We start from the raw sequence: 26,120 nt of genomic DNA on the forward strand, positions 1-26,120 counted from the left end.
TTCTCCCCCCAATTGTCTTCTGCCGGCGTTCCTTACGCGTAGGTAGATAGTCCCATTCTTCTGTTCATGGGACCATCACCTATTAGCCAAGGGAGCGGGCCATGAGCGACCGGCGTCAAGATTACGCCCAGGCGATCCACTTCGCCGTCGAGACCTTTGAGCGGTGGCGGCAAGAGGGCTGTCTATCGGCGGAACATCATCAAGAGATTTTGGGGCAATATCGCGAACTGGCTGACAACCCGTCGGCGATTCCGCCTGTCGAATTGCAAGAGCCGCCGAAAGGGGAAGAGGAGGGGAGCCTGGCCCAAGAGTTCCGTTATCTCACCTTTCTTGATCGAGAGATCGATCGTCACTTGCAGAGCGGACGCTTGAATCTGGCCGAGAAAAGCTTGTGCCAACGGCAGAACCGCTCTCGCGGACGTGACGTGCGGGCCCAACTGAATGTCAAACCGGCGACTGAACCGCGGGCCGAAGAAACGACTTCAGAACCAGCGACGGCGGAAGTGATCGACGAGCCGCAGCGCAGCTTCTTAGAAGTGGCGCTCGATCCGAAGACGCTGCAGTACTTGATGGCGATCGGGGGCGGCCTGTTGATGATCGGCCTGGTCATTTGGCTGGCGACGATCGGCTTTTTTGATGATCCGCTGACGGTGGCGATTTGTCTGGGGGCGGGGAACCTGGCGATCTTGCTGAGTGGCTTCGCGTTGATTCGCTGGTCGAAGTTTCAAACGGCCGGCCGAGGCGTGGCGCTGTTGTCCTGTTTGTTGATGCCGCTTCATTTGTGGTTCTACGACGCCCAAGGCTTGATCGTCTTGAACGAAGGAGGGCATCTGTGGATACCAGCGCTGGTAATTAGTTTGCTGTACGTGCTCATGGCGCGGCAGGTCCGCGATGCGATCTTTGTGTACGTCGTGGTGGGAGGCGCCACGTTGACTGGGCTGTTGATTCTGGCCGACCAGCATGTCGCCCAGTTCTGGCAAGGCGCCGCAGCGGCGACGCTCTTGATGGCGATCGCCGCGGTAGCGATTCACGCTGAGCGAGCCTTTCCGCCGGGCAATGGCGACTTCAGTCGAGACAAGTTCGGCGTGGCTTGCTTTCGCTCGGGGCAGATCTTGCTGCTAGGGGCGGTTTCGGTACTTGTTGGCTGGTGTGTGGCGGCCTGGTGTTACCAGTCGCTCCTGGTCGACCTGTGGCATGGATGGTTGCGAGGCCCTTTGACCTTCGACAGGCCATCGCTGGCCGACGACTTCGCCTTGAAGTCGCTGGCGCTGCTGCTCTCGATAGGCGCGGTCTATTTGTACGGGTATTCGCACTTTGTCGTCGAGCGGAGCGGCAAGTACCTGGTCGGGGCGATCGTCAGTTGCTTCTTCGCCGAGTTGGTGTTCCTCGACCTGCTGCCAATCGAGATCAAACCGGAAACGCTGATCCTGGCGATGTCCTGCACCTCGCTGCTGATCAACGCGGTGCGCCTGGTATTGATGCGGCGAACGGAACATCGTTTGACGCCGCTAATCGATCGACCGGCAGCCGAAACGATCACGCATGCGTTGGCGGTCGTGCTGTTGGCGGCGCCGCTGGCGATCGGCGTCTTTCAGTACCTGCAGATCGAGTACTTTGAGCCTGCCGCCGCGTGGAGTTGGATCTACGTAGCGGCGATGCTGGTGACGGCGGTAAGCTGTCGCTTTGGCGCCCACGTGGCGCTGAAGGACGAAGGAGACGCCGAACGAGTCTACTTCGGCGCGGCGGCGCTGGCGGTGATGCTGGCTTCGCTGGGCGGTTTGGCCTTGTTGGGATTCGGGGCCTGGCATGTGGCGGCGCCGATCATGATGGCGATTCCGGTCGCCTACCTGGTCGCTTCGCGATTCTACGAAAAACCGGCCGCCGGCGGACTCGAGATGGCGGCTCATTTAGCGACCGGCTTGTTGCTGGCGCATGCGATCGTTTCGTCGCTGGGCGTGATTGCTCCTTTAGGTGGGGCAGCAGTCGTCGCCAAGACGGTTCACTTGCGCTTGGCGATCTTCTTCGCCGAGGTTTGCTGCTTTTACCTGTTGGCGGCGCGACTGCAGCGGCATGCGGTGGGGGGCTACCTGGCGACGGTCGCCGGCATATTGGCGGCCTGGCAGGCGCTGTGGTATGCCGACGCGGGGATTGTCGGCGGGATCGCGACGTTCGCGGCCGCCGGCCTGGTGCAGTTGGGACTGTATCGCTGGCAGATCCTTGATCGGGATGAAAGTAAGACTGCATCGGACGCGATGTTCTTGGGAGGAAATCTGGTGCTGTCCCTCTCGGGCGCTGCCGGCATCTTGTATACGCTCAATCGGTTGCCGCTGCGTGAAATGGACGTTCGAATCGTTATTCTGTTGGTCGGCTTGGGAGTGGCGTCCCTGGCAGGGGCGGCGATGGTCGGCAACCGGCCGTGGCGTCGCGGGTACGGCGTGTTGGCGGTCGTCCAGGCATTGACGTTGGTGATCTTCTGCGCCGCTTCGAGCAAGCTGTTGATTCACCAGAAGGTCGAACTGGCGGCGACGGTGATCGGCGCCTTGATGTTGGTCGTCAGTCACATTGGTTGGTATCGCGAGGAAGGGGAAAAGCAGGACGAGGTTTCGATCGGGTTGTGGATGGGAAGCTTGTTGTTGGCGGCGCCGATGACGGTTGCACTATTGTGGCGGCGATTTCAATTCGCGACCGACTTGTCGGCCTGGTGGATGTTCCACGAAATCGGCGTGCTGGCGATCGCCCTGGTGTTGTTGGGAGTTGGCCTGGTTTGCCGCGTGCGGGGGACGACGATTACCGGCGGCGTTGCGCTGCTGCTCTACTTCGGCTCGCTGGTTTGTTATGTGCAACTGCCGAGCGTGTTGCAGAACGTGGCGGTCGCGATGATGATCGGCGGGGGACTCTTTTTCGGCGTCGCCCTACTGTTGAGCCTCTATCGTGACGCACTCCTTGCCTTGCCCTCGCGGGCGAAACGTCACGAGGGAGTCTTCAAAGTGTTGTCGTGGCGTTAACGGCGAAGAAAATAAATGGAGCCGATTCGCCCAAAAAAAACGATTCGGCTTCGTTCGCCGTCGTATTACTAGCGTAAACCTATATCCGCCCTGCGAAGGAGAAAAATATGTTCACTCGTTTTCTGTCCGCCTTGTTGTTGTCGGCAGTCGTCGCTCCGCTGGCGATTTCGGCCGAGCTAGAAGTGGATCCTCAGCAAGATTGGTATGGCAAGACGCCTGACAATTCGCTGAAAAGCTTAGCGCCAAAGTCAGGCTTTGTTGCCGATTCCGACGCTTGGGAGAAACTGTGGACCGCCTGGCGGCCGAACGAGGAATTGCCGAAGCTCGACTTTGATCGACAGATTGTGCTGGTCGGCGTCGTCGACGGGCCGAACCGGGTCATGATGCGTCCTACGCTCCAGGCGGATGATATTCGTTTTATCGCGGCCGGCACCCGGATGGCCGGGCCCGGTTTCGCTTATCGCCTGGTTGTGGTGGACAAAGGGGATGCGAAGAAGGTGAACGGAAAGGCGATTTCCTCAGGCTCAACCGGCGAAGGTTCGATCGAAGTGACGGTCGTTGGCACGCTTGAGTCCGGCTTGTTCGCCATCGGGGGAGAGACGACCGGCGCCACCATCACCGCGCAGGGAATTACGTGGGAGCTTGACTTGGGAAACGACGCCGCATTTCGCAAGCTGGCCGAAGAGCAGAGCGGCAAGCAAGTGAAGGTAGTTGGCAGCCTTCAGTGTAAGGCTGGCGTTGAAATCGCGGATCGTTGGATCGTCACGGTGCAGCGGATCACCGCCATCGACTAGCGCCAGGCGTTCGCAACGTCGCGATTGTAAGACCGACGGACGAGTAGGTACTCGTCCGTCTTTCTGTTGTCAGCTCGCTTGCTGCTCAAGCGTTGTTTCTAACCGCAACTGACGCCCAGACGACCGGCGAACTGGCAAAATCGGTTGTTTCACGCGCGCATCCGTCGCAATGGTTACGGTCGGTTAGGCGAAGTGTGCGCGGTGCCGCACCTGGCTTCGGCAATCCGTAGTTGCACAAACCGCGTGAAGTTCAGCTGAGACAAGGAGTTATCAAACGCTAGTCAATTGCTGTTCGATTCTTTCCCTCTATTTCGCTCGCTTGCTGACCACAGAAGTTGGCGTATGGTTTCAGAGGTCGCAATAGCGTCAGTTTGTCGCTTATGGTTTTGCCCGCCATGACAGGCTGATTGCGGCTCATGCCCACAAAACTTGGACGACATAGCTCGCTAGCCAGAGGCGTCGTCGAAGTCATCCTACCAAGGTTTGAGAGGATCCCTGCTATCCACTTGCACGGAACCTCTTCGCGATAAAGTTCCTACCTAAATCGCTAAATTGACCGCATGGTCGAAACGGGGGCAAAACATGCTGGCGCAGCTGAAGAAAGAAAAGAAACGCAAGCGGCGACACCTACTGGCGAAAGCGAACAAGCCGCCGCTTCTCTTAAGCGTTGACGACGACCCGGATTACCAAAACCTGCTCGCGTTGCGAATGCGTGAGTACGAGGTCGAATTCGAGCCCGCCTACTACGGGATCCAGGGAATTCGGGATCTGATCGTGCGTCGTCCCGATCTGATTCTGATGGATCTTGAGATGCCCAACGGCGATGGCGAGTTCTTGCTCGACTGCGTGCGGACCAACCCGTCGACCCGCAATCTACCGGTGGTCGTCCTGACCGGCACGCGCGATGAAGCGCGGAAGAAGCGGATCCTGGCCGGCGGCGCTGACCTGTTTCTGACGAAGCCGATTCCGTTTGACGGGTTGCTTGAGCGCCTGAGCAAATTTGTGCGGATTCGCCGTCGAGAAGAGCAGGTGTACCGAAAATGAATCTGGAAGCGACCAAAATTCGGGTTCTGGTACTCGAGGATGACGCGGACGACTACCGGCTGATCGCTCGCCAACTCTCGGCGGCGGGAAGCATGTTTGACGTTCAGTGGGTGCAAACTCTCGAAGAAGCCTCGCAGCGATTTTGCGAAGAGGATTTCGACGTGATTGTTACCGACCTCACGATTCCCGATAGCGTCGGTCTCGAAACGGTCTCCACGTTGCGGGCGGTCTCGGCCACGACGCCGATCCTGGTGCTGACGTCGCTAGAAGACGAGAGCATGGAGAGCAAGATCCTATCGGCCGGCGCCCAAGATTATCTGCTGAAAGGAGAGTTGGCCGGACGCACGGTCAAACGCGCGATCTTGCACGCCGTTCAGCGACAGCGATCGCTCAACGAGGTGACCAGTTTGGTCGCGGAGTTGAAAGAGAGCCAGGGCCTGATGACGCAGCAGGCGCGTCTGCTGAAGCGAAAAAATCGCCGCTTGAAACAACTGTACAAAACCGCGCAGGAATTTGTCGACAACGTCTCGCATGATTTCCGGACGCCGCTGACCGTCATCATCGACTACGTGGCGCTGATCCGCGAAGGATTGGCGGGCGAAGTGAATGACGAGCAAAAACGGATGCTTGCGAAGGTCTCAGTCCGGGCCGACGATCTCAATAACATGGTCGACGACTTGCTGGACGTCAGCCGGATCGAATCGGGACTTCTGGGCGCCTGGCGCCGCAACGTCGATCCTACCGAGATTATTCGACACGCCGAGTCGCTCTTGTCGCCGCGGGCCTTCGCCAAACAGATCGCCTTCTTCGTCAATTGCAAGCCGGACCTGCCAGAGGTCTATTGCGATGCGGAGAAAGTGGGCCGGGTGATCACCAACCTGGCCGTTAACGCCATCAAGTTCACGCCCGAGGGAGGACGGGTGGAACTGTGGGCGAAACCGGATCACGAAAGGCGGGAACTGGTGATCGGCGTGACCGACACGGGGCCCGGCATCGATGCGGAGTCGCTTGAGAAGTTGTTCCTCCGTTTTAAGCAGCTCGATCAAGGCGTGAAAGAGTCGGCGAAAGGCTTTGGCCTGGGGCTCAACATCGCGCAGCGCCTCGCCAAGCTGAACCTGGGCGAACTGAATGTGACGAGTAAGGTCGACGAAGGGAGCGAATTCTCATTTGGAATTCCCTTTGCCTTGCCGACCGAAGTGATGCGGCGTTGGCTTGAGTTTCGCCGTAGCTCGAAGGATTCGCTGCAACTGATTGAAATTAAGATCGACGACCGCGTTCCGGCGCCCGTTCCGAAGGAGTTTGACGGCTTCCTCAATTGCCTGTTGCGGATCGACGATCTGTTGTTACGCGTCGATACCAATCGCTGGCTGTTGGTGATGACCGCCTTTCCGACCGAGTCGGACGAGTGGTTCCGCCGCGCTAAAAAGGAGTATGACAAGCACAGCCGCAATCGACCGATGGGGCCCCTGCCTGCCTATCACGCCGAGACGATCTGCCAATGGAGCTCGCAAGAAAGCGTAGCGAAGATCCTGAAGCAGTTCGACGCGTTGTTGTTGGAGTCGCCAACGGCGAATTTCATCGGTTGATGAGTGCGAGTTGATGAAGGGGAAGTTCAATGTGCCGGAACAAACGAGTCTTGGTGATCGACGATGAAACCGACATTCAGCTAGGCGTTAGTTGTTGGTTGCGTCACGCCGGCTACGAAACGATCATTGCGAAAGATGGATTCGAAGGGTTGGAGATCGCCGGCCAAACGACGCCTGATTTAATCCTGTTGGACATGTTGATGCCGAAAATGGATGGCTTGAAGACCTTGGGAGAACTGCGGGCCAAGACCGAAACCGGCGATATTCCGGTCGTGATGCTGTCGGCGAGCCTACGCGACGAGCAGCGGGCCTTGGACGCCGGCGCTCGCTACTTTGTGAAAAAACCATACGAGGGAAAGCGACTCGTTTCGACGGTCAACGCCGTCTTTGACGAAGCGGCGACAGAACCACCTGAAGTTGTGCAACCATGAAGTTGGAGAACGTATCGATGGGCTTTCGAACGCTGATTGCGGATGACGACGCTGATATTGTCGAACTGTTGGCGTTTCATTGTCGCCAGAAAGGACTTGGGGTTCACTTCGCCTGCAACGCAATGACGACGTTGCAAAAGGCGGAGCGAGTCATGCCAGACGTGATTATCCTCGACGTTAACATGCCGCAGGGTAACGGCCTAAGCGTATGTGAAATGCTGGCGAATCATCATCGCCTAAGCGGAGTCCCGGTCATCATTTTGACCGGCTGCTCCAGCGAAGAGACGATTCGCCGATGTCATTCGTTGTGCGCCTACTACGTTCCGAAGTGTGCGAACATTTGGGCGCGGATCGAACCGCTATTGGATGAACTCTTGACTACCGGAGAAGAAACTCATGCAGTCGCCAGCTAAACCGAATGTTCCGTCGTCCACCGACGATGCGAAGCACAATGTAGAGATCGACGATATCTTCGCGATGTGCTCCGCCGGCGCCGATGACGCGTTGTGGGGCGAAGATTTCGAGCGGCTGGAGCCCGGGTCGGAACGTCCGTGGGTGTTGACGATCGAAGATGATGACGACTTCGCCGCGATGTTGCGGATCAAGCTCGAAGAGGTCGGCTTCCGCACAATTCGCGCTGGGGTCGGCATGGAAGGCTATCGTCGCGCCTTTTTTGACGCGCCGAAAGCGATCTTGCTCGACTACGAATTGCCGATGGGGCAGGGGGACTACGTCCTGGGACGGCTGAAAGAGTCGCCGGCTACCGCCAGCATTCCTGTGATTGTCCTGACCGGGCGACGCGATACGCCGCTGGAGCGAAAAATGCGAATGCTGGGCGCGGACGAGTTCTTGACCAAGCCGGTCGATTGGAATCGCCTGACTACGACGTTGACCGATTTGGTACCGGCATAGCCAACGTATGACTGTTCGGCGCGCAGGGAAACTCAAGAATGAGGGCGGCGATATGAGTCGACGGATCACTCTGTATCGACGCTTGTTGAGCTCGCACTTGCAGGTCGCCATGTTCGGACTTGGCGTCCTGCTGATTACGGCCGTCTTAAACGTGCTCGTGCGGAACTCGCTACCGCCACCGGCGGAACTAAGCCGCCTGGCGTCGGATATTGGCGACCAGCAGTCGGGCGAGCTGCTCCATCGCTTACAGTTGGCCAGAGACGCGGCGAACTTGTCGATGGTCGTCGCCATCGCTCTCTTTTTCGCGCTGCTCAACATCGCCTTCTTCGTCGCGCGGCGAAATGCCCGGCAATTGGTGGAGCCGGTCACAGCCCTGTCGCACGCGATGCATCAACTGGCCAATGGCGAACGGAAGGCCGACGTGCCGGTCGTATCTGACGATGAGTTGGGAGAACTGACGCGTAGCTTCAACCAGATGCGGTACGAAATTGACGCTCAGCATCGGGCCATTGTCGAAACCAACGACAAGCTGCGGCGATTCGAGTATCGATTTCGGGCGACTTTCGACCTGGCCCCAGCCGCGATGGTCATGATCGACAAAGCGGGAACTATTGTGCTGGTGAACGCCGCGACCGAAAAGCTGTTCGGCTATGCCCGCGACGAACTGATTGGGCAGCGGGTCGAACTGCTGGTGCCCGATCGCTATTGCGAAGAGCATCCCGCCAACCGGGACAAATACTTTCTGAATCCGACCGTGCGGCCGATGGGGGGGCGTCGCGACGTCTTTGGGCTGCGGAGCGACGGGGCCGAGGTTTCGATCGAAATTGGACTAGGTCCGCTAGAGACCGAAGAGGGGAATTTCGTCCTGGCGGCGATCGTCGACATCTCGGAACGAGAGCGTCTGAAGAACGACCTGGTCCGGGTTAACGAAACACTGGCGCAAAACAATGAAGAGTTGGAGCAGTTCGCCTACATCGCGTCTCACGATCTGCAGGAGCCGCTGGTCAAGATCTCGTCATACTGCCAACTGTTGAAAGAGGACAAGGGAGATCGACTCGACGAAGAGGGGATCGAATTCTTAGACGTCGCCATCGATGGCGCCGAACGTCTGCGAACGCTCATCCGCGACTTGCTCGAGTTTTGCCGGATCACGACCCGCGGCAAGCCGGTCACGTCGGTCAATCCGAATCGCGTCATCCAGGCCGTGATCGACAACCTGGAAGTGACCATCGAAGAGTCGGAAGCCGAAATCACCGTCGACGAATTTCCGCCGGTCATGGCGGATGAGAGCCAATTGGCTTTGCTCTTGCAAAACCTGATCGGGAACGCGATGAAGTACCGCAAGGAGGTTGCCCCCCGAATCCACATTGGCGGCCGTCCCTGCGAGCAAGAGTTCGAGTTTTGCATCAAAGACAACGGGATCGGCATCGACCCGAAGCACTTTGAGAAGGTATTCGTCATTTTTCAGCGGCTGCACAATCGCCACGAATTTAGCGGCACCGGCATCGGCCTGGCCGTCTGCAAGCGAATCGTCCAGCGCAGCGGCGGCCGGATCTGGGTCGAATCGACTCCTGGCCAGGGGAGCGCTTTCTATTTCACGTTGCCGCTGGGCGAAAATCGTCCAGCACGTGAGGAGAGCCTCGGTTTTGGCGAGGTTGCAGCTTCTCACTAGTGGCCGCGTTATTCAGCCGAGCAGGGTGTTGTTCTCGCGCGTGGAGATCAGCCCGATTCTTAGAACCTGCTCATCTGCTGGACCTGACATTTTACCGTCTCCGCCCGTGCCGCGAACAAAATCGGCCGCCTTTGTTGATCCCTTATCCGAAATTTGAGTGACCATTGGTGTCACTCTGGCGCCGTATGATTTAGAGATTGCTCAATTGACATTCCCCAGGTTGGGGGTGATAACTTTAGACACTGCACCGGAGGGGAGAAGAAATGAAGGTTGTTTATGTCGCAGGCCCATACCGAGCAGAAAGTGAGTATGGGGTTCTTGTCAACATTCAGAAGGCAGAGCGGTTGGCATTGAGGGTTTGGTTAGCCGGCGCGGCTTGTATTTGCCCTCACAAGAACACCGCCTTTTTTGGCGGTGCTACTCACGACAACGTTTGGCTTGAAGGTGACAAGGAAATGATTAAACGTTGTGATGCGATTGTGTGTACTGAAGGTTGGGAGAGTTCGATAGGGGCGTGTGGCGAGGTCGACCTCGCACGGACGCTAGGTATACCTGTGTTTGAGCAATTCGAAGAGTTCGAGGAATGGCTAAAGCGAGAAAGTCCAGAATTCCCACGCCAAAAACCAGTTGGCAACGAATCATCGAAAGACACTTCGTCTATGACGTAATCATCGCGTGGTTTGCGCTGTTTGCTGGGGCGGCGACAGCAATGCGTTCGTTCGCAGTGGGAAAGTGGCCTGATTTTATCGCTGGTTGCCTTTATGTGATCGGTGCCTTGGGAATCGTAGTACTTGCATGCCTGAAATTTCGAGCGCAGTGGAAGAAACAAGAAGATGAAGACTCGATCCACGATTTGGAAGCGTGCCTGTACGTCCTGCATCATCAGTTGATGCAGGCAGTGCCTCGCGAAGCAAGGCAGGACACGCGTATTCGGCTGACAATTCACGTGCCGGATTTTGAAAATAGCAAGCTAGTTCAGGCGTTGGACTACGTCGGCGGAGATCCAGACGAACCTACGTCACGTAGAAAGTTCAATATAAAGGCGGGCATTATTGGTCGAGCTATAACTAAAGACCGTTGCATCACTGCAAAACGTGAAAACAATGACGCGGCCCTGTTTTTTAAGGATCTGACGGAGGTCTGGGGTTTTACGAAGGCGGAAGCGAAGCGTTTGGATCCACTTACAAGATCTTGGGTAGCGATTCCAATTGGCTCCCCTATACAGGGGGTGCTGTATGCGGATTCAACTTGTGTTGATTTTTTTGACGATGAATCAGTGCTGCAATTATTTCCCGCTGTAGCCGTTGCAATCAGCAGGTACATTGAAGTTAGATACTGATCGCGATTATGGAGGCAATTTAATGGACGGCCAAATCCTTCACGGAAATGTCCAGCGACAATCGAGCGAAATTGCTTCTTCGATGATCCCGGTGACACATTCTGGTAGGACGATCACAGCAAGATCGTTTCTCTTGCCGGAAGAATCACAAGAAGAAATCGCGTCGATTTTGGGAGCACGTCGAAAGAGCAAAAAAAAGACAATCACCGAACGACGAAACCGAGCCGCAAAGAAAAATTCAGGCGAGTAAGATCGGCGAATTTCTTCTTAGGGCCGATGCTCTTGAGTCCGTACTTCGTCCAACACGCCGTTAATGGACAAAACTGCAAGTGGCAAAGGGTGCCAAGACTGATATTGCGCGGAAATGTCCCAGCCGAGAAAGTGGACCCAAGAAACAAAAAAAGGACTCGCGTCATCGACGCAAGTCCTTATCTCAATAGCCTTTTCGGCCAAAAGCGGAGGGCAAGGGAGTCGAACCCTCAACCCGTTGCCGGGCGCCTGATTTCGAGTCAGGTTGCTAACCATTCGCGTACCCTCCAGGCGAAGTCCCTTAGTTTAACGTTGGACGCTTAATAGACAAGTCCGCCCCCGCGATGGTTCGTCTGGGAAATTAGGGCGGCGGCGTCTCATCTTGAAACAGATTTTGGCCTGCGTCTCCGTCTGAAACGGGGCCCACAGCGAACAGCGTTGAATTTTGCTGTTCAATTTTGACCAACACCAACGTCGGTAGGGAATGCATGCATTATGCGGTTTGGGGCGATGTTGGCAGGATCGAAACCAGTCTGGCGGAATGGCTGTCGGCGGACCACCAACAAAACGTGAGCAAAACCGCCGAAGAGTGACCAAAATTGAGAAAATCGACGATTTTCGCGCCTTTTGGCCTGTTTGGTTTGCCGTTTGCTTCTACAACTTTTCCGCTCACGCAAGGTAAATGGATTTTCCTCGATTATTCCCCCAGGAGCTTAAGCTTATGTTGGTTCTAACACGCAAACCGGGCGAAACCATCCGTATCGGCGATGATATCGTGATCACCATCAGCCAGTTGAAGGGTGGCCGCGTTCGTGTTGGCATCGACGCCCCGGCCGAAATGGGAATTCGCCGTGGTGAATTGGATGACCACCAAGACAAGCAGCCAGAGCTGCCAGCCGCGATTCCGTTCTATTCGCACGCTGGTACGCATGCGCAAAACTCCTACGTCGGCTAATTATCCGGCCACGTCGGCAGCAAATAGATCGCGACGGATCACCACGCCGGGTGGTGGGTCGCACGTCGTGTGCATTGTGCCGCTTGTATTCGATAGTCTCGCTTTAAGTCCTTAGTCAGAAAACCTTTGTCTCTGCTAGCAACCCGTCGATAACTATCCCTGTCGCCAAGAGCGATTGGGAACAAACGACGAGACAACAGCGGAGGAGGCGTTTATGGCAAAGAAGGATACTTACCGAATCGTGACCCGCGGTCAAAATGGTCAACTGCGGATCAAAGATTACGATACCGCGGAACCTCTGCTGAAGATGCACATCCAAGTCGGCGTCGAAGATTGCAGCACCGATCTTGGACTGCGCGGAATGCCGATCTTTCGTGGCTTGATTGGTCCGATGCCCGAGGGCAAGAACGTGATTCGTTATGAATCGCCTGACGTCTTCGAATCGCTGACCAAAGAATGGAGCACGACAAAAACCAAGCGTCGTCGTCGCACCGCCCGTCCTGACGGTCTAACTTCCGACGTAAAGTCGGACGACGCCACGACCTAGCGCCGATTTTCTACCGTACACCTCCCTGCGACTTTGGTGGGACCTGTTGCCGCCAAAGTCGCCGAAGTAAGCCCCTAGCCGGGGAGTCGAGAGGCGCTTCGTCGAACGCGCGACTGGGCGCCGAACGACCACTACCCCGAGCCTCTCCACTCTCCGGCTGGCTTACCTCGCTTCTATATTGTAGATCGCTTACCTACTCAAGCGCTCCGCCGCCACTGTGCTGCTCTTCGATATGGCGGAAGAAAACGAGCTTCGAGAGTTCGTACTGCGCTCCGTCCGCGCCGGCCGTCGCCAACCGCCGCTTGAGCTGCGCATAACGCTCGGTCGAACCGCCGCAATGCGAAATCGCGATTCGAAACTGAATCGCCCGCTGCCAAAAGTCTCCCTCAAACGGCGCCATCAACAGCCGATAGGCGGGGGTGCTGCCAACCCGCGGACGACGGAACTCGCCCAAGACGCCCTCTCCGCCCAGCTTGGTTTCGACCGGGGTAAAGCGGAGGCCTTCGATATAAGGAGCGACCGCCGCCAGTTGCTCGGCATTTTCGACGGCCACCAGCAAATCGACCACGCCATCGCGAGCTGGCGCCAGCGGAATCGCCGTTCCGCCGACATGCTCGACCTCCGAAATCAAACCTTCGGCCGCAAATCGCAGGCTCGATTTCATTTGCTCAAAGGCTTGGGGCCAGCGGGGGTCATAGGCGTACAACACAAGTGGACTCACTGAACTCGCTCCTCGGTCGGTGCTAGCGGCGGGCGGCATTTACAACACGATTCCGGCGGCGATCGCCTAGCAGTCCGTTGATTTTCTCAACGGGCTGCTGGATCGCGGGGATGCGATCCCAAAATAGCGACGGAAGTCGTTATTTTGGGAGCCGCGAAGAGCTATGCTCTGAGCCTGGCGAGGTTGGAAAATGCCACGAGGGCATTTTTCAACAGGCAGCTAGATCACTCTAGTCGCAAACCGGCTTGTCGGCCTATAATCCCCGGCCTGTATCTCGTGATTGCTCGGATGGCATTTTAACGGAAAATCGACCAGCAGATGGCGTTTTCTCGCGGACAAGGAGGTCCGACGGTGAGACGCGCGCGGCGTAGTATGGCGCGTCTTGTCTGTTGCTATGCGCCAATTCTATTGGTCTGGTCGCTGCTGGGCTTGGCGAATTTCGCCGTTGCCCAGGACCCAAACGAGCCAGTTCAGCTTGATCTGCGGATTGCCTGGGGCGGCGGACCGGTACAACGCTGGAGCGGCGACGTTCGCGTTTCCACCGGTCAGCTTCGACTCAATCGCTTGTTAGGGATGGAAGCGGACGAGGCGCGAGCCGTTCGCCAGGTCGACGGTCGTTTGCGGATCGAACATCGCACCGAGCGGGCCTACGATGGTTTCGATATCTCGGTCACGGCGCCCCTTTCGGCCAACCTGCAAATCCACCTTTATCCCCAGTCAACCGACGGCAGCGCCGAAGCGATCGTCGTTCCGCTGCAACTGTTGGTCGATCGCCCGCATAGTGCGGCGCTTGACGACCAGGGAACGCAGCTGTTAGTGCGGCGTACCCCAGGTGACATGCTGCGGCCCATCTTCGACCGGCCGAGTCTCGTCTTCGCGCCAGGAGAAACGTTCTCGGTCCGCTACCAGGCGGTCGAGCCGCAGTTGCCGTTGGGCGCCAAGTTGCGATTTGAATTGCGACTCAGTCACGCTCGCCAGACCGACGCGATTTGGTCGCAAAGCGAAGCGGTCTCGGCAGATCGCAGTGGCGGCGTCGACTTGCCGACCACCTTTCCGGTGCCGCTGCCCAGCGAAGAAGGGGTCTACGAACTGACGGCGACGCTGGTGGAGGATCGGTTGGCGAACCTGGTCTTTTCGGCCAAACCGCTTGTCGAACGAAAGGTGCAACTGGTCGTGATTGATCCCGCCAAAGCGGCGTCTCTTGAGGATGGACCGCTGCGCTCGATCGTCGACATCGACCCGGCCAGTCCCGGGTGGTGGCAACGGATGTCGCGGCTATCGCAATACAATCCGTGGCGTCGTCAGCGCCCGACCGAATTATTCAATCAACCGCCGACAACCCGCAGTCATCTCGATCGCAAATGGAGCGAACTGACGGTCGACGGTTGGCATGCCTTTCCGCTGGCGATCGAACGAGTCGGCGAGCCGCATCTGCTGGAGATTGAGTTCCCTAGCGATGTTCCCCAGAGCCTGGGGATCAGCGTGATTGAACCGAATGCCGCCGGGGCGATCTCACCGATCGGCGTCGACGCCGGACTTGAGAACAAAGGTCTGGTCGGCGGTGAGACGGCCGAGGTGAAAAAGCATCGTCTGGTCTTCTGGCCCAAAAGTTCGACGCCGCTGTTGGTGCTGACCAATCGTCGTGACGACGGCGAGGCGGTCTTCGGTCGGATACGCGTACTGGCCGGACAAGCGGCCGTTGCGCCCGCAACCGCGCAGCCGCTGGCCGACGGTCGATTGGCGATCGCCCATTTCGAGAAGCCGCTGTTCGTCTCGACCTTCTCGGCGACTCAAGATGTGAATCCGGTCTCGCAGCGCAGCCTGGACGATTGGCTCACCTTCTACGAAGGGGGCGATCGGTTGGTGAAGTACCTGCAGCATACCGGCTACAACGGCGCGTCAATCTCGGTGCTCAGCGAAGGTTCGGCTCTGTTTCCTAGCCAGCTGATCCTCACCAATCCGAAATACGACAAGGGCGTGTACTTTTTGGATGGTCGCGACCCGGTTCAAAAAGACGTGCTGGAAATGCTGCTGCGACAGTTTGATCGCGCCGGATTGACGTTGTTCCCGGCGATCGAATTCAACTCGCCATTGGCGGCGCTCGAACAATTGCGCGAGACCTACGGCGATGGCCGAATTGACCTGGTTGACGAGCAAGGTCGACTGGCGCTTGACGTCAGCAGCGCCGGAGGGCAGGGCGCGTACTACAATCCGCTTCGCCCTGAGGTTCGTGCGGCGATGGCGCAGGTCGTCGAGGAACTGGTTCAGCGGTATGGTCACCATCCGTCGTTCGGCGGCGTTACGCTGCAGCTGAACGCCAACGGCTACGCTCAACTGCCAGGCGCCAAATGGGGCATGGATCGCGAAACCGTGACGCGGTTTCTGCAAGAGACGCGGATCGCCAACTCGATCCACGAGCTCGGCCCACGCCCGTCGACCGCCATTCTAGGACAACATCGTCAGGCGTGGCTCGCTTGGCGAGCCGATCAGCTGTCGCAGTTCTATGACGCAGCGGCACAAAGCATCCGCCGCAGGAAGCCCGGCGGGCTGTTGATGCTTGATACGGCCGGCGCTTTCCGCGGCTACGACTGGAACGATCGTCTGGCGCCGACCTTACTCCGAAATATGACGCTAGATGCAGCGCTGCTGGAAGCAGGCGTTAGTCGGCCGCAACTACAGGCCAGCGACGCCATCGCGCTGCTGCGGACCGGCTATGTCCGTCCCGAGGGAGAGCCGGCGAATCTCGGCGCGTACGAGATGATCAACGCCTCGCAAGAGGAAGCGGCCTACAGTCAACACGTTAATCGCGGCGTGCTGGAATTTCACGTGCCGGCGACGATGCGTTTGACGAAACTCGACCAGGCGAATCCGTTCGGCGGGGCCGACAACTTCTCTTGGATCGCGGCCGAGTTTGTCGGCGTGGGGCGCCAGGCTCGGCGTCCGCTGATCGAAGCGCTGGTCGACGTCGATGCGGCTCTGCTCCTGCGCGGCGGTTGGACCGTTCCGCTGGGCGAAGAAGAGAACGTTCGCGAGGTGCTGCAGACGATTACTGCACTGCCGCGTGAGCGGTTTGACGACATCGCTTGGGCGAAGCCAAGCCCGCTGCAACCGGTAGTCGCACGTCGGCTGGTAAAGAACGGAACGACCTACTGTTACTTCGCCAACGCCTCGCCGTGGCCGATTACCTTGAACATGACGGTTCGCAGCGCCATGGCGACGACTGCCACTCCGCTCGGTAAGTCGGCGGCGGAGGATGTTTCGCTCAGTGCCGGCGACGCCGCCTGGTCGGTGACGTTACCGGCGTATGGGCTGGAAGCGTTTGCGATCAACTCGCCAGCGACGGCGTTTGAGTCGGCTGAGGCGCTCTTGCCGTCGGCCATGTTGGCGGCCCTGGATCAACGCAACAAAGATTTTTCGCTTCGCCTACGCAGTTTGCGGAGCGTGCCGCCGTTGGCAGTGCTCAAGAATCCAGGCTTCGAAACCCCGCAACAAGGAGAAGGGCTCGCCAACTGGACCTTCAACTCGGCGGCCGACGCCCGCGTTTCGCTCGACACCGACAATCCGCCGAACGGCGTCAACGCCCTGAAGATGCAAAGCGATGGCGGCGTTGCCTGGATTCGGAGCGATTCGATTCCGCGTCCCTCCACGGGCCGACTCTTCGTCCGGGCCCAGATTCGCAGCAACCGGGCTCAGCTATCGCCACCCTTGCGAATCTCGGTCGATGGCGAAGACTACTATCATCCGCTGTCGCTGGGCGCCGGGCCAAATCCGGTGGTCGAACCGAACTGGCGGATCTTCGAGCATGGCGTGTATGACTTGCCCACCGAACTGGTCGACTTGAAGGTCGGCTTTGATTTGATGGGGGCCGGCGATGTGTCGATTGACGAAGTGCAGGTCTTCGACGTCGGTTTCAGCGAAGGGGAGAAGCGGGAACTGCAAAAGCTGCGGACTCTTTCCGACGGCAAGTACCATCAGGGGCAGTTCGCCGATTGCTACCGAATTCTCGACAGCTATTGGGTGAGGTTCTTGCAAGAGCGAGTGCCGATCGCCCCCGAACTGACGCAGCAGCCAAAGGGCGTGGAACGAACGGCGACCTTGCCCGACCGCCCTGCGCCGGCCGAACCGAAAGAAGAATCGCGGTTCGAATGGCTCCGCAAATACACCCCGCGGTTCCCGCGGTTCTAAGAAAGCAAAATACTAGCCCGCAGCGCCAGCGAGGGAATGCGTGCGCAAGTGAATGACGAATGTCGAAGCTCGAATGACGAATGATCTCAACCTCGATATTCTGGTTTCGACATTCGTTATTTAGCCCAACGCATTCCCTCGCTGGCGCCGCGGGCTAGTGTTGGTCTTCTTACCCGGCCAGGGTCGTGAAGTAGTACCGCGTAATGTGATAAAAGACCGGCGCGGCGAAGCAGATGGCGTCGATGCGGTCCAAGACGCCGGCGTGACCTTCGACCAGCGTGCCGTAGTCTCGCACGCCGCGGTCTCTTTTGATGGCGCTCATCGTCATCGTCCCAGCGGCGCCCATCACGGCGATCACGATCGACATCAACGCCGATTGCCACGAGTTAAATGGCGTTGCGCCGGTTAGCGAGAGCGCCGCGCCGATGATCGCCGTGCAGCCGGTGCCGGCGAAGAACCCTTCCCACGTGCGACTGGCGTTGATCGACGGGGCGATCACGTTGCGGCCAATAAACTTGCCGCAGACGAACTGCAACAGATCGCTCAGCTGGGCGATCAGAATGAAAAAGAACAAGAGACCGGCCGAGGTCGAATAGTCGGCGTTGGTCCAGTTCTCTAGGTAGAGCAGCGCCGGGGCATAGCTCAAAGCGTACACGCAGATGTAGAGTCCGACCTGAATCTTAGCGACCCGCTCGAGGAAACGCTTGTAGTCGCCAGCAATCGCGATCCGGGCCGAGACGAACAAGAAGCCGTAGACCGGGATCAAGATGCTGAATAGTTCATAGTGGGCCGTCCCCAAGCCGACCAGTACGTATTGCGCTGGCGTGAGGACGAAGAAGACCCAGAACAAGGTGCGGTGATCGCCCAGTCGGGTTGGCGTGAGCGTAATGAATTCTCGCAGCGCCCAAAACGAGATCAGCCCGAACAAGATGACCGTCGCGACCGGCGTCGGAATCAAAAAGGTGACCGCCAGGATTGCGGTCATCAACCACCACGCGCGAACGCGATGGATGAACGCCTGGACGATCGCCGGGTTGACGCTCGAGTCGGGCTGCCGCTTCAGCACCTGGCCGGCGGCGGTGGCGATCAACAAGCAGCCGATCACGACCCCCAGCAAGACGCCGGTCGGTCCATCCAGAAGATGGCCGCTAGGCGACTGGGCGAGCAGCGTCAAGATTTGGGAAAACAAAATCATTCCGTGGCCGATTAAATGTCTCGCAACCGCAGGACCGACTGACGCGCCCGCGCCAGAAAATCGTTCTTCGTCTCCCCCTTTTCCAGCCAGATCGGAGCGCCGAACACGACGCGGCTGAGCAGCGGGACCGGCAGAAACTCGCCGCGCGGCAAAATGCGGTTCATATTGTCCATGTAGACCGGCACCAGTTCCAGGTCGGGACGCTTTTTATTCAGGTAATAGATGCCGCTTTTGAACGCCCGAATCTCGCCGCTGTCGCTGTGGGCTCGTCCCCCTTCCGGAAAGACGATCAACGAATACTTGTCGCCGATCTCCCGAATCATCATGTCGATCGGGCTTTGATGGACTTTGATCTTGTCGCGATCAATCAGCAGCGCGTTGAGCGAACGGGCCAAGTGACGACGAAACCATCCTTGCGACCAGTAATCTTTGGCGGCTGTCGGACGCGTCACCTTCCGCACGTCTGTCGGCAGCGACGACCAAATCACCATCGAGTCGACATGGCTCGTGTGATTGGCGAAGTAGACGCGCTGACACGTGTCTGGCTGCGAGTCGACCCAGCGCACGCTCGGGCCTGCGAATACTTTCGTCAGCCCTGTCAAAAAGGATGCGGTGAGGTTCAGGTCCACGGCAATTCAGAGACGGCGGATCCTTCTACCGCCCATCACGATAAGGGAAATGTCGACGCCTCTATGGTATCGCGCCGGTTCGCGCTCCGATAGACCGCGGATGCTTTGTAACGTCTGTATTTATGCGACGTTACGCAGGCGACGCAGGATTTCCGGCATATCCGGCGCGAGGGCCGATTTCCGCCGATTCCGGGTATTTTGCCGAATAGATCGACTCGATCAGCCCTTCGTACCCCTCGACCATCGTTTCCAGCGATCCATAGCGAATCGATTTTTCACGCGCTGAGGTCCCCATTTCTCGCAGCCGAGCAGGGGACGACAGCAGCTCTTGCATCGCTTTGGCGACCGCCGCCAGATCGCTGGCGGGGTAAAGCAGGCCATTTTTTCCTTCATCGACCGCTTGGGGGATGCTGCCGACCCGGGGGGCGACGATCGGCAACTCGACCGACATCGCTTCCAGAATCGAGACCGGGCTCGCCTCATTCTTGGAGGTCAGTGCGAACAGATCGCACGCGGCCAGCACTTCCGGAATATCGCTGCGATTGCCCATCAAAACGACCTGCCGCTCAACGCCCAGCTCGCGACATTCCGCTTCGATGCCGGGGCGCTCTGGCCCGTCGCCGACGATCAGAAACCGGGCTTCAGGAACTGTTTCCAGCACGTTGGCCGCCGCGGCGACAAACAGGCGATGATCTTTCTCGGGCCGCAGCGCCGCCACGATTCCACAGACCGGCGCGGTCTCGGCGATTTGCAACTCGCGACGGAGCTTGCGGCGGGCTTCGCTGTTGGGCCGGAACCGGGCGGTGTCGATGCCGTTGCGGATGACCACCACTTTCTCAGGCGGAAAGCCTTCGACCTTGACCAGGTGCTTGCCGTGCGGATCGGCGACGCCGATAAACCGATCGGTGATCGCGGTCAGGCGGCGATTGAGCCAATTGATCGAATCGGGCCAGCCGGTCGAATGAATCGCAGAAGCGATCACCGGCACGCCAGCCAGATAAGCGGCCAACCGTCCCCAAAACATCTTATCGCCGGCGCCAACCGTGACGATCGCGTCAATCTGCCGCATGCGAAACAGCTCGATCATCCGCGGCAAGACGCGCAGATCGTACTTGCCGCTCAGCAGGTGTTCGAAAGTCGGAATCTCTTGCGCCAGTTCTTCTCCCAGTGGTCCTCGCTCTTTCGTGCAGCAAAGCTCTGGGGCAAACCGCGTGCGATCGAGCCGACGAATCAAGTTGACCAGCAGCGTCTCGGCGCCGCCGACCGGCATGCTGGTGGTAGTGAACATCACCCGCAGCGGGCCACGGCGATCGAGCGGTTGGCGAACGTATCGGCTCATCGGAGGACTCCTTAAGCGGTCGCGTTTTTGCGGCCCGCGTAGCGATTGCGCAGTTTGCTAAACCCGGCGGCGATTTGCCGCCTTTCGTTGTTGGACAAGATCGAGCGCCCGCTCACGGCTTGCCAGATCATGACGATCCAGATTGGCGCCGCGATCATCAGACCGAAACCGAGCGACATCGGCAGCAGCACCGCCATCCAGGTTGCCGAATCGATTTCCATCCCCAGGCGCCGGCACAAGATCAGACCGACGCAGAAGGTGACGCCGTTGGAGACGGCGGTCGCCAACACGGCGCCTTCCAGTCCCAACCGCGGCAGCAATAGGAAGTTCAAGCAGATATTGAAGGTCAGGCCGACCGCGTACAGCAGACTGACCAGTCTCGCCTTCTCGGCGCAGTACAGGTAAAGCAGGGTCAAGCCGCCGATGCTGCTCGAAGCACAAGACGCGACGGTCCATGGCAGCACTTCCAGCCCGCCGTCATACTTGCCGTTGAACACGACCCCAAACAGCCAAGGCGCGGCAAATAGGATCGCCACTCCGCCGCCGACAAACGTCAGCGAGCCCAGCTTGATGATCAGGTTGGTGTTGTCTCCCACCTCGCGCTTTCGGCCCGCTTCCCAGTCGGCCGACAGGTGAGGCAGCAGCACGCCAATTACTAGGCCAGAGATCGACGCCATCAACCACGGCACGACGCGACTACTGTGATAGTTGGCGACTTCGGTCGCCGCTTGCTCGGGCGTAAACCCGCCAAAGTGAACGATCATGTAGCGATCGACGATCAGGAACAGATTCGACAGCAAGTTGGCGATCCACATCCATGCGGCGAATGGGGCCAGCTTGGCCCAGAATTCGCGATGCGTCGAGACTTCAGTCTCCGACGGCAGCAGGCGATATTTGCTGGTCAGGAAGTAGGCGCCCAGGACGCAGCTCGCCGCACAAGCGACGCCGTACGAAATGATGACCGCCATCGACGTTGGCACCCAGAACTGAATCAGCCCCAACCCGACCGCGGCGAAGATCAAACTGTTGACAAATTGCATCACCGACACGACGCGCATCTGCCGCATGCCGATGAACAACTCGACCAGGTAGTTAAAGCCGACGACCGCCGCCAAGGTGATCGCAGTCGCGACCAGCGTTTGGTAGGAAGCCTCTTCGTTAAACACGATCATGGCCGCCTGGCGATCCCAGACGATCAGCGCCGCGCAGCCCAAGATCGTCAGCACCAGTGAAACGACGCCGGTCCGCTTCAAAAACGTCCGCAGTTGTTGGCGTTGATTGTAATACTCGACATAGCGGCCGAATGTGCCCGGTACGCCCAGCACGACCAGCGGCCCAGCCAGCATCAGAAAACCGAACAGCAGATCCCACTGGCCCAGTTGCTCGGGCGAAAGCCAGCGGCAAAATAGGACGCCACGTATGAAGCCGACCAGACGCTGCACGACCGTCAGCAGCGCGAGCAGAACTAGGCTCTCGGCGAGCGGCGTGGCGGAGATCTGACTCGGAGTGTCGGAGGCGACAGACTTGGAAGCGGGGGAAGCTCCAGCGCTCATACCATCACTCCCGACGCTTCGTCGGCGTGGTTAGGCGATTGCGGGCTGCTGCACATCGCTTCGGGAGTATAGCGGGGAATCGACAGCTTGCGAGGGTCGATCGTCAACCAGTTTCGCAGACGCGACATTTGGGGGTCGCCATGAATCCGCTGCAAGTGAAACGGATCATCGCCAGGCATGTTATAGGCGCCATAGGCGGAGCAAACGCCGAGCAGGCCTTCGTCGCGACACATCTCGAATGCGCGATCATTCAAGTTCTTCGGCAGTCCGTACGGAAAGGCGAAGTAGCGAATCGATTGACCAACCGCATCGGCCAGTTCGCGCGTTGCGAGCACAACCTCGTCGTACAGTTGTTCTTCGTTATCGACGGCGCCGAGATCGGCGTGAAATCGCGTGTGCGCTCCGATCTCTCCGCCAGCGGCCGAGATGTTGCGCAATTGCTCGATGGTGTTGACCGGAGCCTGAAACTCCGCATCGACTTCGTGCGGGAACGGCTGCCCGGTCAGGATGTTGCCGGTGCTGACGAAATAGGTGAACGGGATCTTGCGTTTGACCAGCAAGGGAATCGCCTGCTCGCAGTTTTCGGCATAGCCGTCGTCAAACGTGATCGCGACGCAGGGACGCGGGTTGTAACGTAATGCGATTCGCCGCTGCGATTCTTCGAGCGAGACGAACTCAAACCGAGCGCCGATCCAGTCGAGATGCTCCTCGAACTGTTTGTTGGAGATCGTCCAACTGCTTGGGTTGTCGTCGGCGACGCGATGGTAAAACAAAACCATCACCGGCGCCAAACCGACGCGCGCATGACGATGATTCCAGCGTAGCCGCCAGGGCAACGTTGCGCGGTAGTAGAGGTCGATCAGTCGTTCTCGGGAGATGCTCATAACGTTTGTGGCCGGTTAGGCGCCGCCGAGCTACTCGGTAGCGGTGATGTTGAGCCCCGTCTTGACCCAGTTTTTTACTTCCTGACCAGCCAGCCAGAGGCCGTGCCGCATTTTGGCGGCGGTGCGGTTGGGGGTGGCTCGCAGGTGAATGCAGCGATACGGAGTCGCTCGCCAGTGGGCCTTGTAGGGTTCGTCGCCTCGCAGGAAGTCGATTGCGGTATGTCCCAGCTCGATCGATCGGCGAATGATCGCGGCTTGCATCAAGCTGCCGGGGTCATCGGTCAGTCGATCAGGATCGACGCCTGCCTGGTAGCAGAAGGGAATGCCTTCGCCCAGGAAGTGAATCTCGGCGGCGATGGGCGCCTGGTCCAGGTCGAGCCAGAGGATCTCGCACTTACCAATCGTCGTCAGCTCGGCCGCCGCCAGGCGCAGAAAGCGATCAAACTGCGGCGACGCGAAACAGCCTGGTTGCCCCAGGCTTTGACGCCGACGCATATGCAGATCGATCAACACTTCCATCGCATGGGGCAACTGGTCTAACGTATTGCAGACGTGCAGTCGGGCTCGATCGGTGTCGAGGGTGCGCTTGTAGAAGCGGCGAATTTGTTTGCGGTGCGATTTGGACTGGCCGGCCTCGTACTCCTCCAGGCTCGCCGGCAATTGCAATCGCCAGCACTGCAGCGCTTCGCGCTCGTGAAGCAGATTGCCCGCCTGGTCGAGTTCGTGACGAAGCAGGGACACCCCTTCATCGTCAGCGGCGACGTTTTCCAGTTCTAGCAGATCCCAACTGTGGTCGGTCGAAGTCGCGGCGTCGGTCAGCCACTCGGCAAGCGCCGCGCAGACATGCGGTAAATCGGTCGACGTCGCCAACACGCTGCAGTAGTCGGTGCAGACTTCGCCATCGCCGATCAGACGTAACACGGCGCCCTTGGCGGCGGAGCGAGTCCGATACAGCGGCAGCGCACCAGCCAGGCGATCGCCATCATAGATGGCGAGCAGATAGAGTTCGCCCGACAAATAGCTTTCCCACCAGGGGACAAGCCACTGGGGGCGACGAAAGGGAACTTCCCGCACCAACGGCGACCAGTCGGTCGTGGCGGTCAGGAATTCCGAAAATGTCGTCAGGCGTTCAACGCGCATAACACTACCAGGCGGGAAGGGGCGTACCGGCATCGTCTCGTTCCGATTCGGAAACGTCGTGCCGATACACAACAATTCGCCATGGCGACCTAAATGCAAATCAAATTGGCAAAATGCCGGTCTTGCCATGATGCAAAAAAGCAACCTGGTCGTTTCGCCGAGTCATCACGTGGCGAAAATGCCCCGTCAGCCGGTAGTTGCGTGTCGGAAATGTTGCCGCCAGTATTTGCTGTAAGTTGTTCTCTGTTAGCGTTTTACGGCTGATTGTTTGCGGCTTTTTGCCGGGCTTGGCACGCTGCCTGCATGATCGGTCCGTCACGAACTGGGTTGGAGTTGACCGAGGCGCCGCCAAGTCAGGTGGCGTCTGGGTACGCTCCTAAAGCTTGCTCTTCTCCCACCGGCAGACCGCCAATGATTGACCCGCCAAAAATCCTCGACATCCTCCTTGCCCACCGGTATCGCTGGATCGTACCGACCGTCGTCATCACCATTGCGGCGGTCGGTTACGCTTTGCTAAAGCCTTCGATGTGGTCCGCCTCGCAGACGCTTGTGCTGCGGGAAGTCTCCATTGGCGGACTCGATCGACCCGGCGCCTTCGCTCGTCCCGAGGATATGAAAACCGCGCAAGAGACGATCCAGACGATCGCTCGTTCGCGAGAAGTGGTGGCCCGCACGCTGGAAGAGATCGGCCCGCCGCCGACCGGTTGGTTGTCGTCTGCGCCGAACGACTGGCCGAATGCCGACAATATCAGCGCCTATCGCAATTACATCTCGGTCGGATCTCCCTCCGGCACCGAGTTTGGCACGACCGAGATCTTCTCGATTCATGTCGAAGCCGAATCTCCCGAACGGGCCGCGCTGTTCGCCACCACGCTTTGCGATCAGCTGGATCAACAACTGGAACAAGTCCGCGATCACAAAGCGAAAAGCGTTGTCGCCGAGCTAGAAGAAAGTGAACGTCTGGCCGCCGAGGTGCTGAACCGCTCGACCGAGAAAATCTCGAAACTGGAAGCCGAAGTCGGCCGCGATCTGGCCGAACTTCGCATCTTGAACGAGTCGGGCTCGGGAGACGGCAACCTGCGGCAACAGTTCGTTCAGGTCGAAGCCGAACTACGGGGCGCTCGCGACCAGCAACAATCGAACGACCAACTGCTGTCGCTATTAGAGGCGGCCGCCGCCAACCCGCAAGAGTTGCTCGCCACACCCAACAGCCTGCTCAATTCGCAGCCGGCACTTCGTCGCTTGAAAGATGGCCTGGTCGACGCCCAGTTGCGTACGGCTCAGTTGCAGGGAACGCGAACGGCCGATCATCCGGCGGTACGCTCGGCCCTGGAATCGGAGAAAGAGGTGCGCGACCACCTGTTTAAGGAAATTGCCATTGCCGTCCGCGGTTTGAAAGCGGAGCGAAGCGTCCTGAAGCAACGGATCGAAGGGTACGCTCGGCAACGTGATCAGATTAGCGGCCGCATGGTCGACTTGGCCGAAGTTCGCGCCTCGTACGGCAACCTGGAAAATGAAGTTCGCCAGCGGAGTGAAAAGCTGACCGAAGTGCAGCGGGATCTGGCCGACGCACGTTCGTCGTTGGCGGCCGCCCATGCGACAAGTTTGTTGACGCGAGTCGGGTTGCCCGAAGTGAGCGACTATCCAGTCGGACCGAGCCGCAAGATAATCGTCGCCGCGGGCGTATTCGGCGGCCTGGTATGCGGCCTGGGGATCCTGTTCTTGACGACCCATCCTGCACAATTGACAGAACCGGCGCAAACGGCGCCGACTGCCGTGGGAGGCGCCAACGAAGCCGTGGAGGACGCAGCCCCGCAATCGATCCGCAAACTATCTTTTACCGACGCTCTGATCCACCTCGCCAATCGTGCGTCGCACGCCAATCCGCGCTAGAAGTGCGCGGACGTGCGTCGACAGCCCCACATTGAACTGAACGCTGC

22 protein-coding genes and 1 tRNA gene are annotated in these 26,120 nt (G+C 58.7%); 14 read left to right on the top strand and 9 right to left on the bottom strand.

Annotation, left to right across the window (positions count from 1 at the left end; genetic code table 11):
* Positions 1 to 101 precede the first annotated feature (101 nt).
* The 8 genes from Enr8_RS06585 (at position 102) to Enr8_RS06620 (ending at position 9,444) form a co-directional block, all read left to right on the top strand.
* Positions 102 to 3,005, top strand: coding sequence for a hypothetical protein (locus Enr8_RS06585; protein ID WP_146429777.1), 2,904 nt, complete (start codon positions 102 to 104; stop codon positions 3,003 to 3,005).
* Between the two features lie 107 nt (positions 3,006 to 3,112).
* Entirely contained in the window at positions 3,113 to 3,799 is a 687-nt protein-coding gene (locus Enr8_RS06590; RefSeq protein ID WP_146429778.1) for a hypothetical protein, read from the top strand.
* A 552-nt stretch (positions 3,800 to 4,351) separates the two neighbouring features.
* Positions 4,352 to 4,843, top strand: coding sequence for a response regulator (locus tag Enr8_RS06595; RefSeq protein WP_146429779.1), 492 nt, complete (start codon positions 4,352 to 4,354; stop codon positions 4,841 to 4,843).
* Positions 4,840 to 6,429 (top strand): hybrid sensor histidine kinase/response regulator, encoded by a 1,590-nt coding sequence (locus tag Enr8_RS06600; protein ID WP_146429780.1) that lies wholly within the window; start codon positions 4,840 to 4,842, stop codon positions 6,427 to 6,429. The genes Enr8_RS06595 and Enr8_RS06600 overlap by 4 nt, the downstream gene beginning before the upstream one ends.
* A gap of 29 nt (positions 6,430 to 6,458) precedes the next feature.
* Positions 6,459 to 6,860, top strand: coding sequence for a response regulator (locus Enr8_RS06605; protein WP_146429781.1), 402 nt, complete (start codon positions 6,459 to 6,461; stop codon positions 6,858 to 6,860).
* Positions 6,857 to 7,273, top strand: a complete 417-nt coding sequence (locus tag Enr8_RS06610; RefSeq protein ID WP_146429782.1) for a response regulator — start codon at positions 6,857 to 6,859, stop codon at positions 7,271 to 7,273. Before Enr8_RS06605 ends, Enr8_RS06610 begins: the two co-directional genes overlap by 4 nt.
* Entirely contained in the window at positions 7,257 to 7,772 is a 516-nt protein-coding gene (locus Enr8_RS06615; RefSeq protein ID WP_146429783.1) for a response regulator, read from the top strand. Before Enr8_RS06610 ends, Enr8_RS06615 begins: the two co-directional genes overlap by 17 nt.
* A 52-nt stretch (positions 7,773 to 7,824) precedes the next feature.
* On the top strand, positions 7,825 to 9,444 hold the full coding sequence (locus Enr8_RS06620) for a sensor histidine kinase (RefSeq protein ID WP_186767469.1): 1,620 nt from the start codon (positions 7,825 to 7,827) through the stop codon (positions 9,442 to 9,444).
* A gap of 12 nt (positions 9,445 to 9,456) precedes the next feature.
* Here Enr8_RS06620 and Enr8_RS25265 read toward each other — a convergent pair whose 3' ends face one another.
* Complete coding sequence (locus Enr8_RS25265; RefSeq protein WP_186767470.1) at positions 9,457 to 9,609, bottom strand: hypothetical protein; 153 nt, start codon at positions 9,607 to 9,609, stop codon at positions 9,457 to 9,459.
* 98 nt (positions 9,610 to 9,707) lie between these two features.
* Between Enr8_RS25265 and Enr8_RS06625 the strand changes: the two genes are divergently transcribed.
* Together Enr8_RS06625 and Enr8_RS06630 are read left to right on the top strand one after the other, a co-directional pair.
* Positions 9,708 to 10,112, top strand: a complete 405-nt coding sequence (locus tag Enr8_RS06625) for a DUF1937 family protein (protein WP_146429785.1) — start codon at positions 9,708 to 9,710, stop codon at positions 10,110 to 10,112.
* Positions 10,028 to 10,783 (top strand): hypothetical protein, encoded by a 756-nt coding sequence (locus Enr8_RS06630; RefSeq protein WP_146429786.1) that lies wholly within the window; start codon positions 10,028 to 10,030, stop codon positions 10,781 to 10,783. Before Enr8_RS06625 ends, Enr8_RS06630 begins: the two co-directional genes overlap by 85 nt.
* A gap of 456 nt (positions 10,784 to 11,239) precedes the next feature.
* Here Enr8_RS06630 and Enr8_RS06635 read toward each other — a convergent pair.
* A tRNA-Ser gene (locus Enr8_RS06635) sits at positions 11,240 to 11,321 on the bottom strand.
* 432 nt (positions 11,322 to 11,753) lie between these two features.
* Here Enr8_RS06635 and Enr8_RS06640 point away from each other — a divergent pair.
* Both Enr8_RS06640 and Enr8_RS06645 read left to right on the top strand, forming a co-directional pair.
* On the top strand, positions 11,754 to 11,987 hold the full coding sequence (locus tag Enr8_RS06640) for a carbon storage regulator (protein WP_146429787.1): 234 nt from the start codon (positions 11,754 to 11,756) through the stop codon (positions 11,985 to 11,987).
* Between the two features lie 214 nt (positions 11,988 to 12,201).
* Positions 12,202 to 12,534, top strand: a complete 333-nt coding sequence (locus tag Enr8_RS06645) for a hypothetical protein (protein WP_146429788.1) — start codon at positions 12,202 to 12,204, stop codon at positions 12,532 to 12,534.
* Between the two features lie 193 nt (positions 12,535 to 12,727).
* Here the strand turns inward: Enr8_RS06645 and Enr8_RS06650 are convergent, their stop codons facing one another.
* Complete coding sequence (locus Enr8_RS06650) at positions 12,728 to 13,255, bottom strand: GrpB family protein (protein ID WP_186767471.1); 528 nt, start codon at positions 13,253 to 13,255, stop codon at positions 12,728 to 12,730.
* 372 nt (positions 13,256 to 13,627) lie between these two features.
* On the opposite strand from Enr8_RS06650, the gene Enr8_RS06655 reads away from it, so the two are divergent.
* Entirely contained in the window at positions 13,628 to 17,440 is a 3,813-nt protein-coding gene (locus Enr8_RS06655; RefSeq protein WP_186767472.1) for a family 10 glycosylhydrolase, read from the top strand.
* Between the two features lie 169 nt (positions 17,441 to 17,609).
* Here the strand turns inward: Enr8_RS06655 and Enr8_RS06660 are convergent, their stop codons facing one another.
* The 6 genes from Enr8_RS06660 to Enr8_RS06685 all read right to left on the bottom strand — a co-directional run bounded on the left by Enr8_RS06660 (position 17,610) and on the right by Enr8_RS06685 (position 24,180).
* The gene (locus Enr8_RS06660) at positions 17,610 to 18,635 is read right to left on the bottom strand and encodes a phosphatidate cytidylyltransferase (RefSeq protein WP_146429791.1); all 1,026 of its coding nucleotides are present in this window, start codon (positions 18,633 to 18,635) and stop codon (positions 17,610 to 17,612) included.
* A gap of 11 nt (positions 18,636 to 18,646) precedes the next feature.
* Positions 18,647 to 19,264, bottom strand: coding sequence for a lysophospholipid acyltransferase family protein (locus Enr8_RS06665; protein ID WP_390620156.1), 618 nt, complete (start codon positions 19,262 to 19,264; stop codon positions 18,647 to 18,649).
* A gap of 130 nt (positions 19,265 to 19,394) precedes the next feature.
* On the bottom strand, positions 19,395 to 20,603 hold the full coding sequence (locus tag Enr8_RS06670; RefSeq protein WP_146429792.1) for a glycosyltransferase: 1,209 nt from the start codon (positions 20,601 to 20,603) through the stop codon (positions 19,395 to 19,397).
* An 11-nt stretch (positions 20,604 to 20,614) separates the two neighbouring features.
* Complete coding sequence (locus Enr8_RS06675; RefSeq protein WP_146429793.1) at positions 20,615 to 22,156, bottom strand: lipopolysaccharide biosynthesis protein; 1,542 nt, start codon at positions 22,154 to 22,156, stop codon at positions 20,615 to 20,617.
* Positions 22,153 to 23,040: a polysaccharide deacetylase family protein gene (locus Enr8_RS06680; RefSeq protein ID WP_146429794.1), complete on the bottom strand. Its 888-nt coding sequence runs from the start codon at positions 23,038 to 23,040 to the stop codon at positions 22,153 to 22,155. Before Enr8_RS06680 ends, Enr8_RS06675 begins: the two co-directional genes overlap by 4 nt.
* Before the next feature lie 30 nt (positions 23,041 to 23,070).
* On the bottom strand, positions 23,071 to 24,180 hold the full coding sequence (locus tag Enr8_RS06685; protein ID WP_186767473.1) for a GNAT family N-acetyltransferase: 1,110 nt from the start codon (positions 24,178 to 24,180) through the stop codon (positions 23,071 to 23,073).
* A gap of 411 nt (positions 24,181 to 24,591) precedes the next feature.
* Between Enr8_RS06685 and Enr8_RS06690 the strand changes: the two genes are divergently transcribed.
* Positions 24,592 to 26,073, top strand: a complete 1,482-nt coding sequence (locus tag Enr8_RS06690) for a GumC family protein (RefSeq protein ID WP_186767474.1) — start codon at positions 24,592 to 24,594, stop codon at positions 26,071 to 26,073.
* Positions 26,074 to 26,120: the final 47 nt, after the last annotated feature.

The organism is Blastopirellula retiformator, assembly GCF_007859755.1.
Lineage (GTDB): Bacteria > Planctomycetota > Planctomycetia > Pirellulales > Pirellulaceae > Blastopirellula > Blastopirellula retiformator.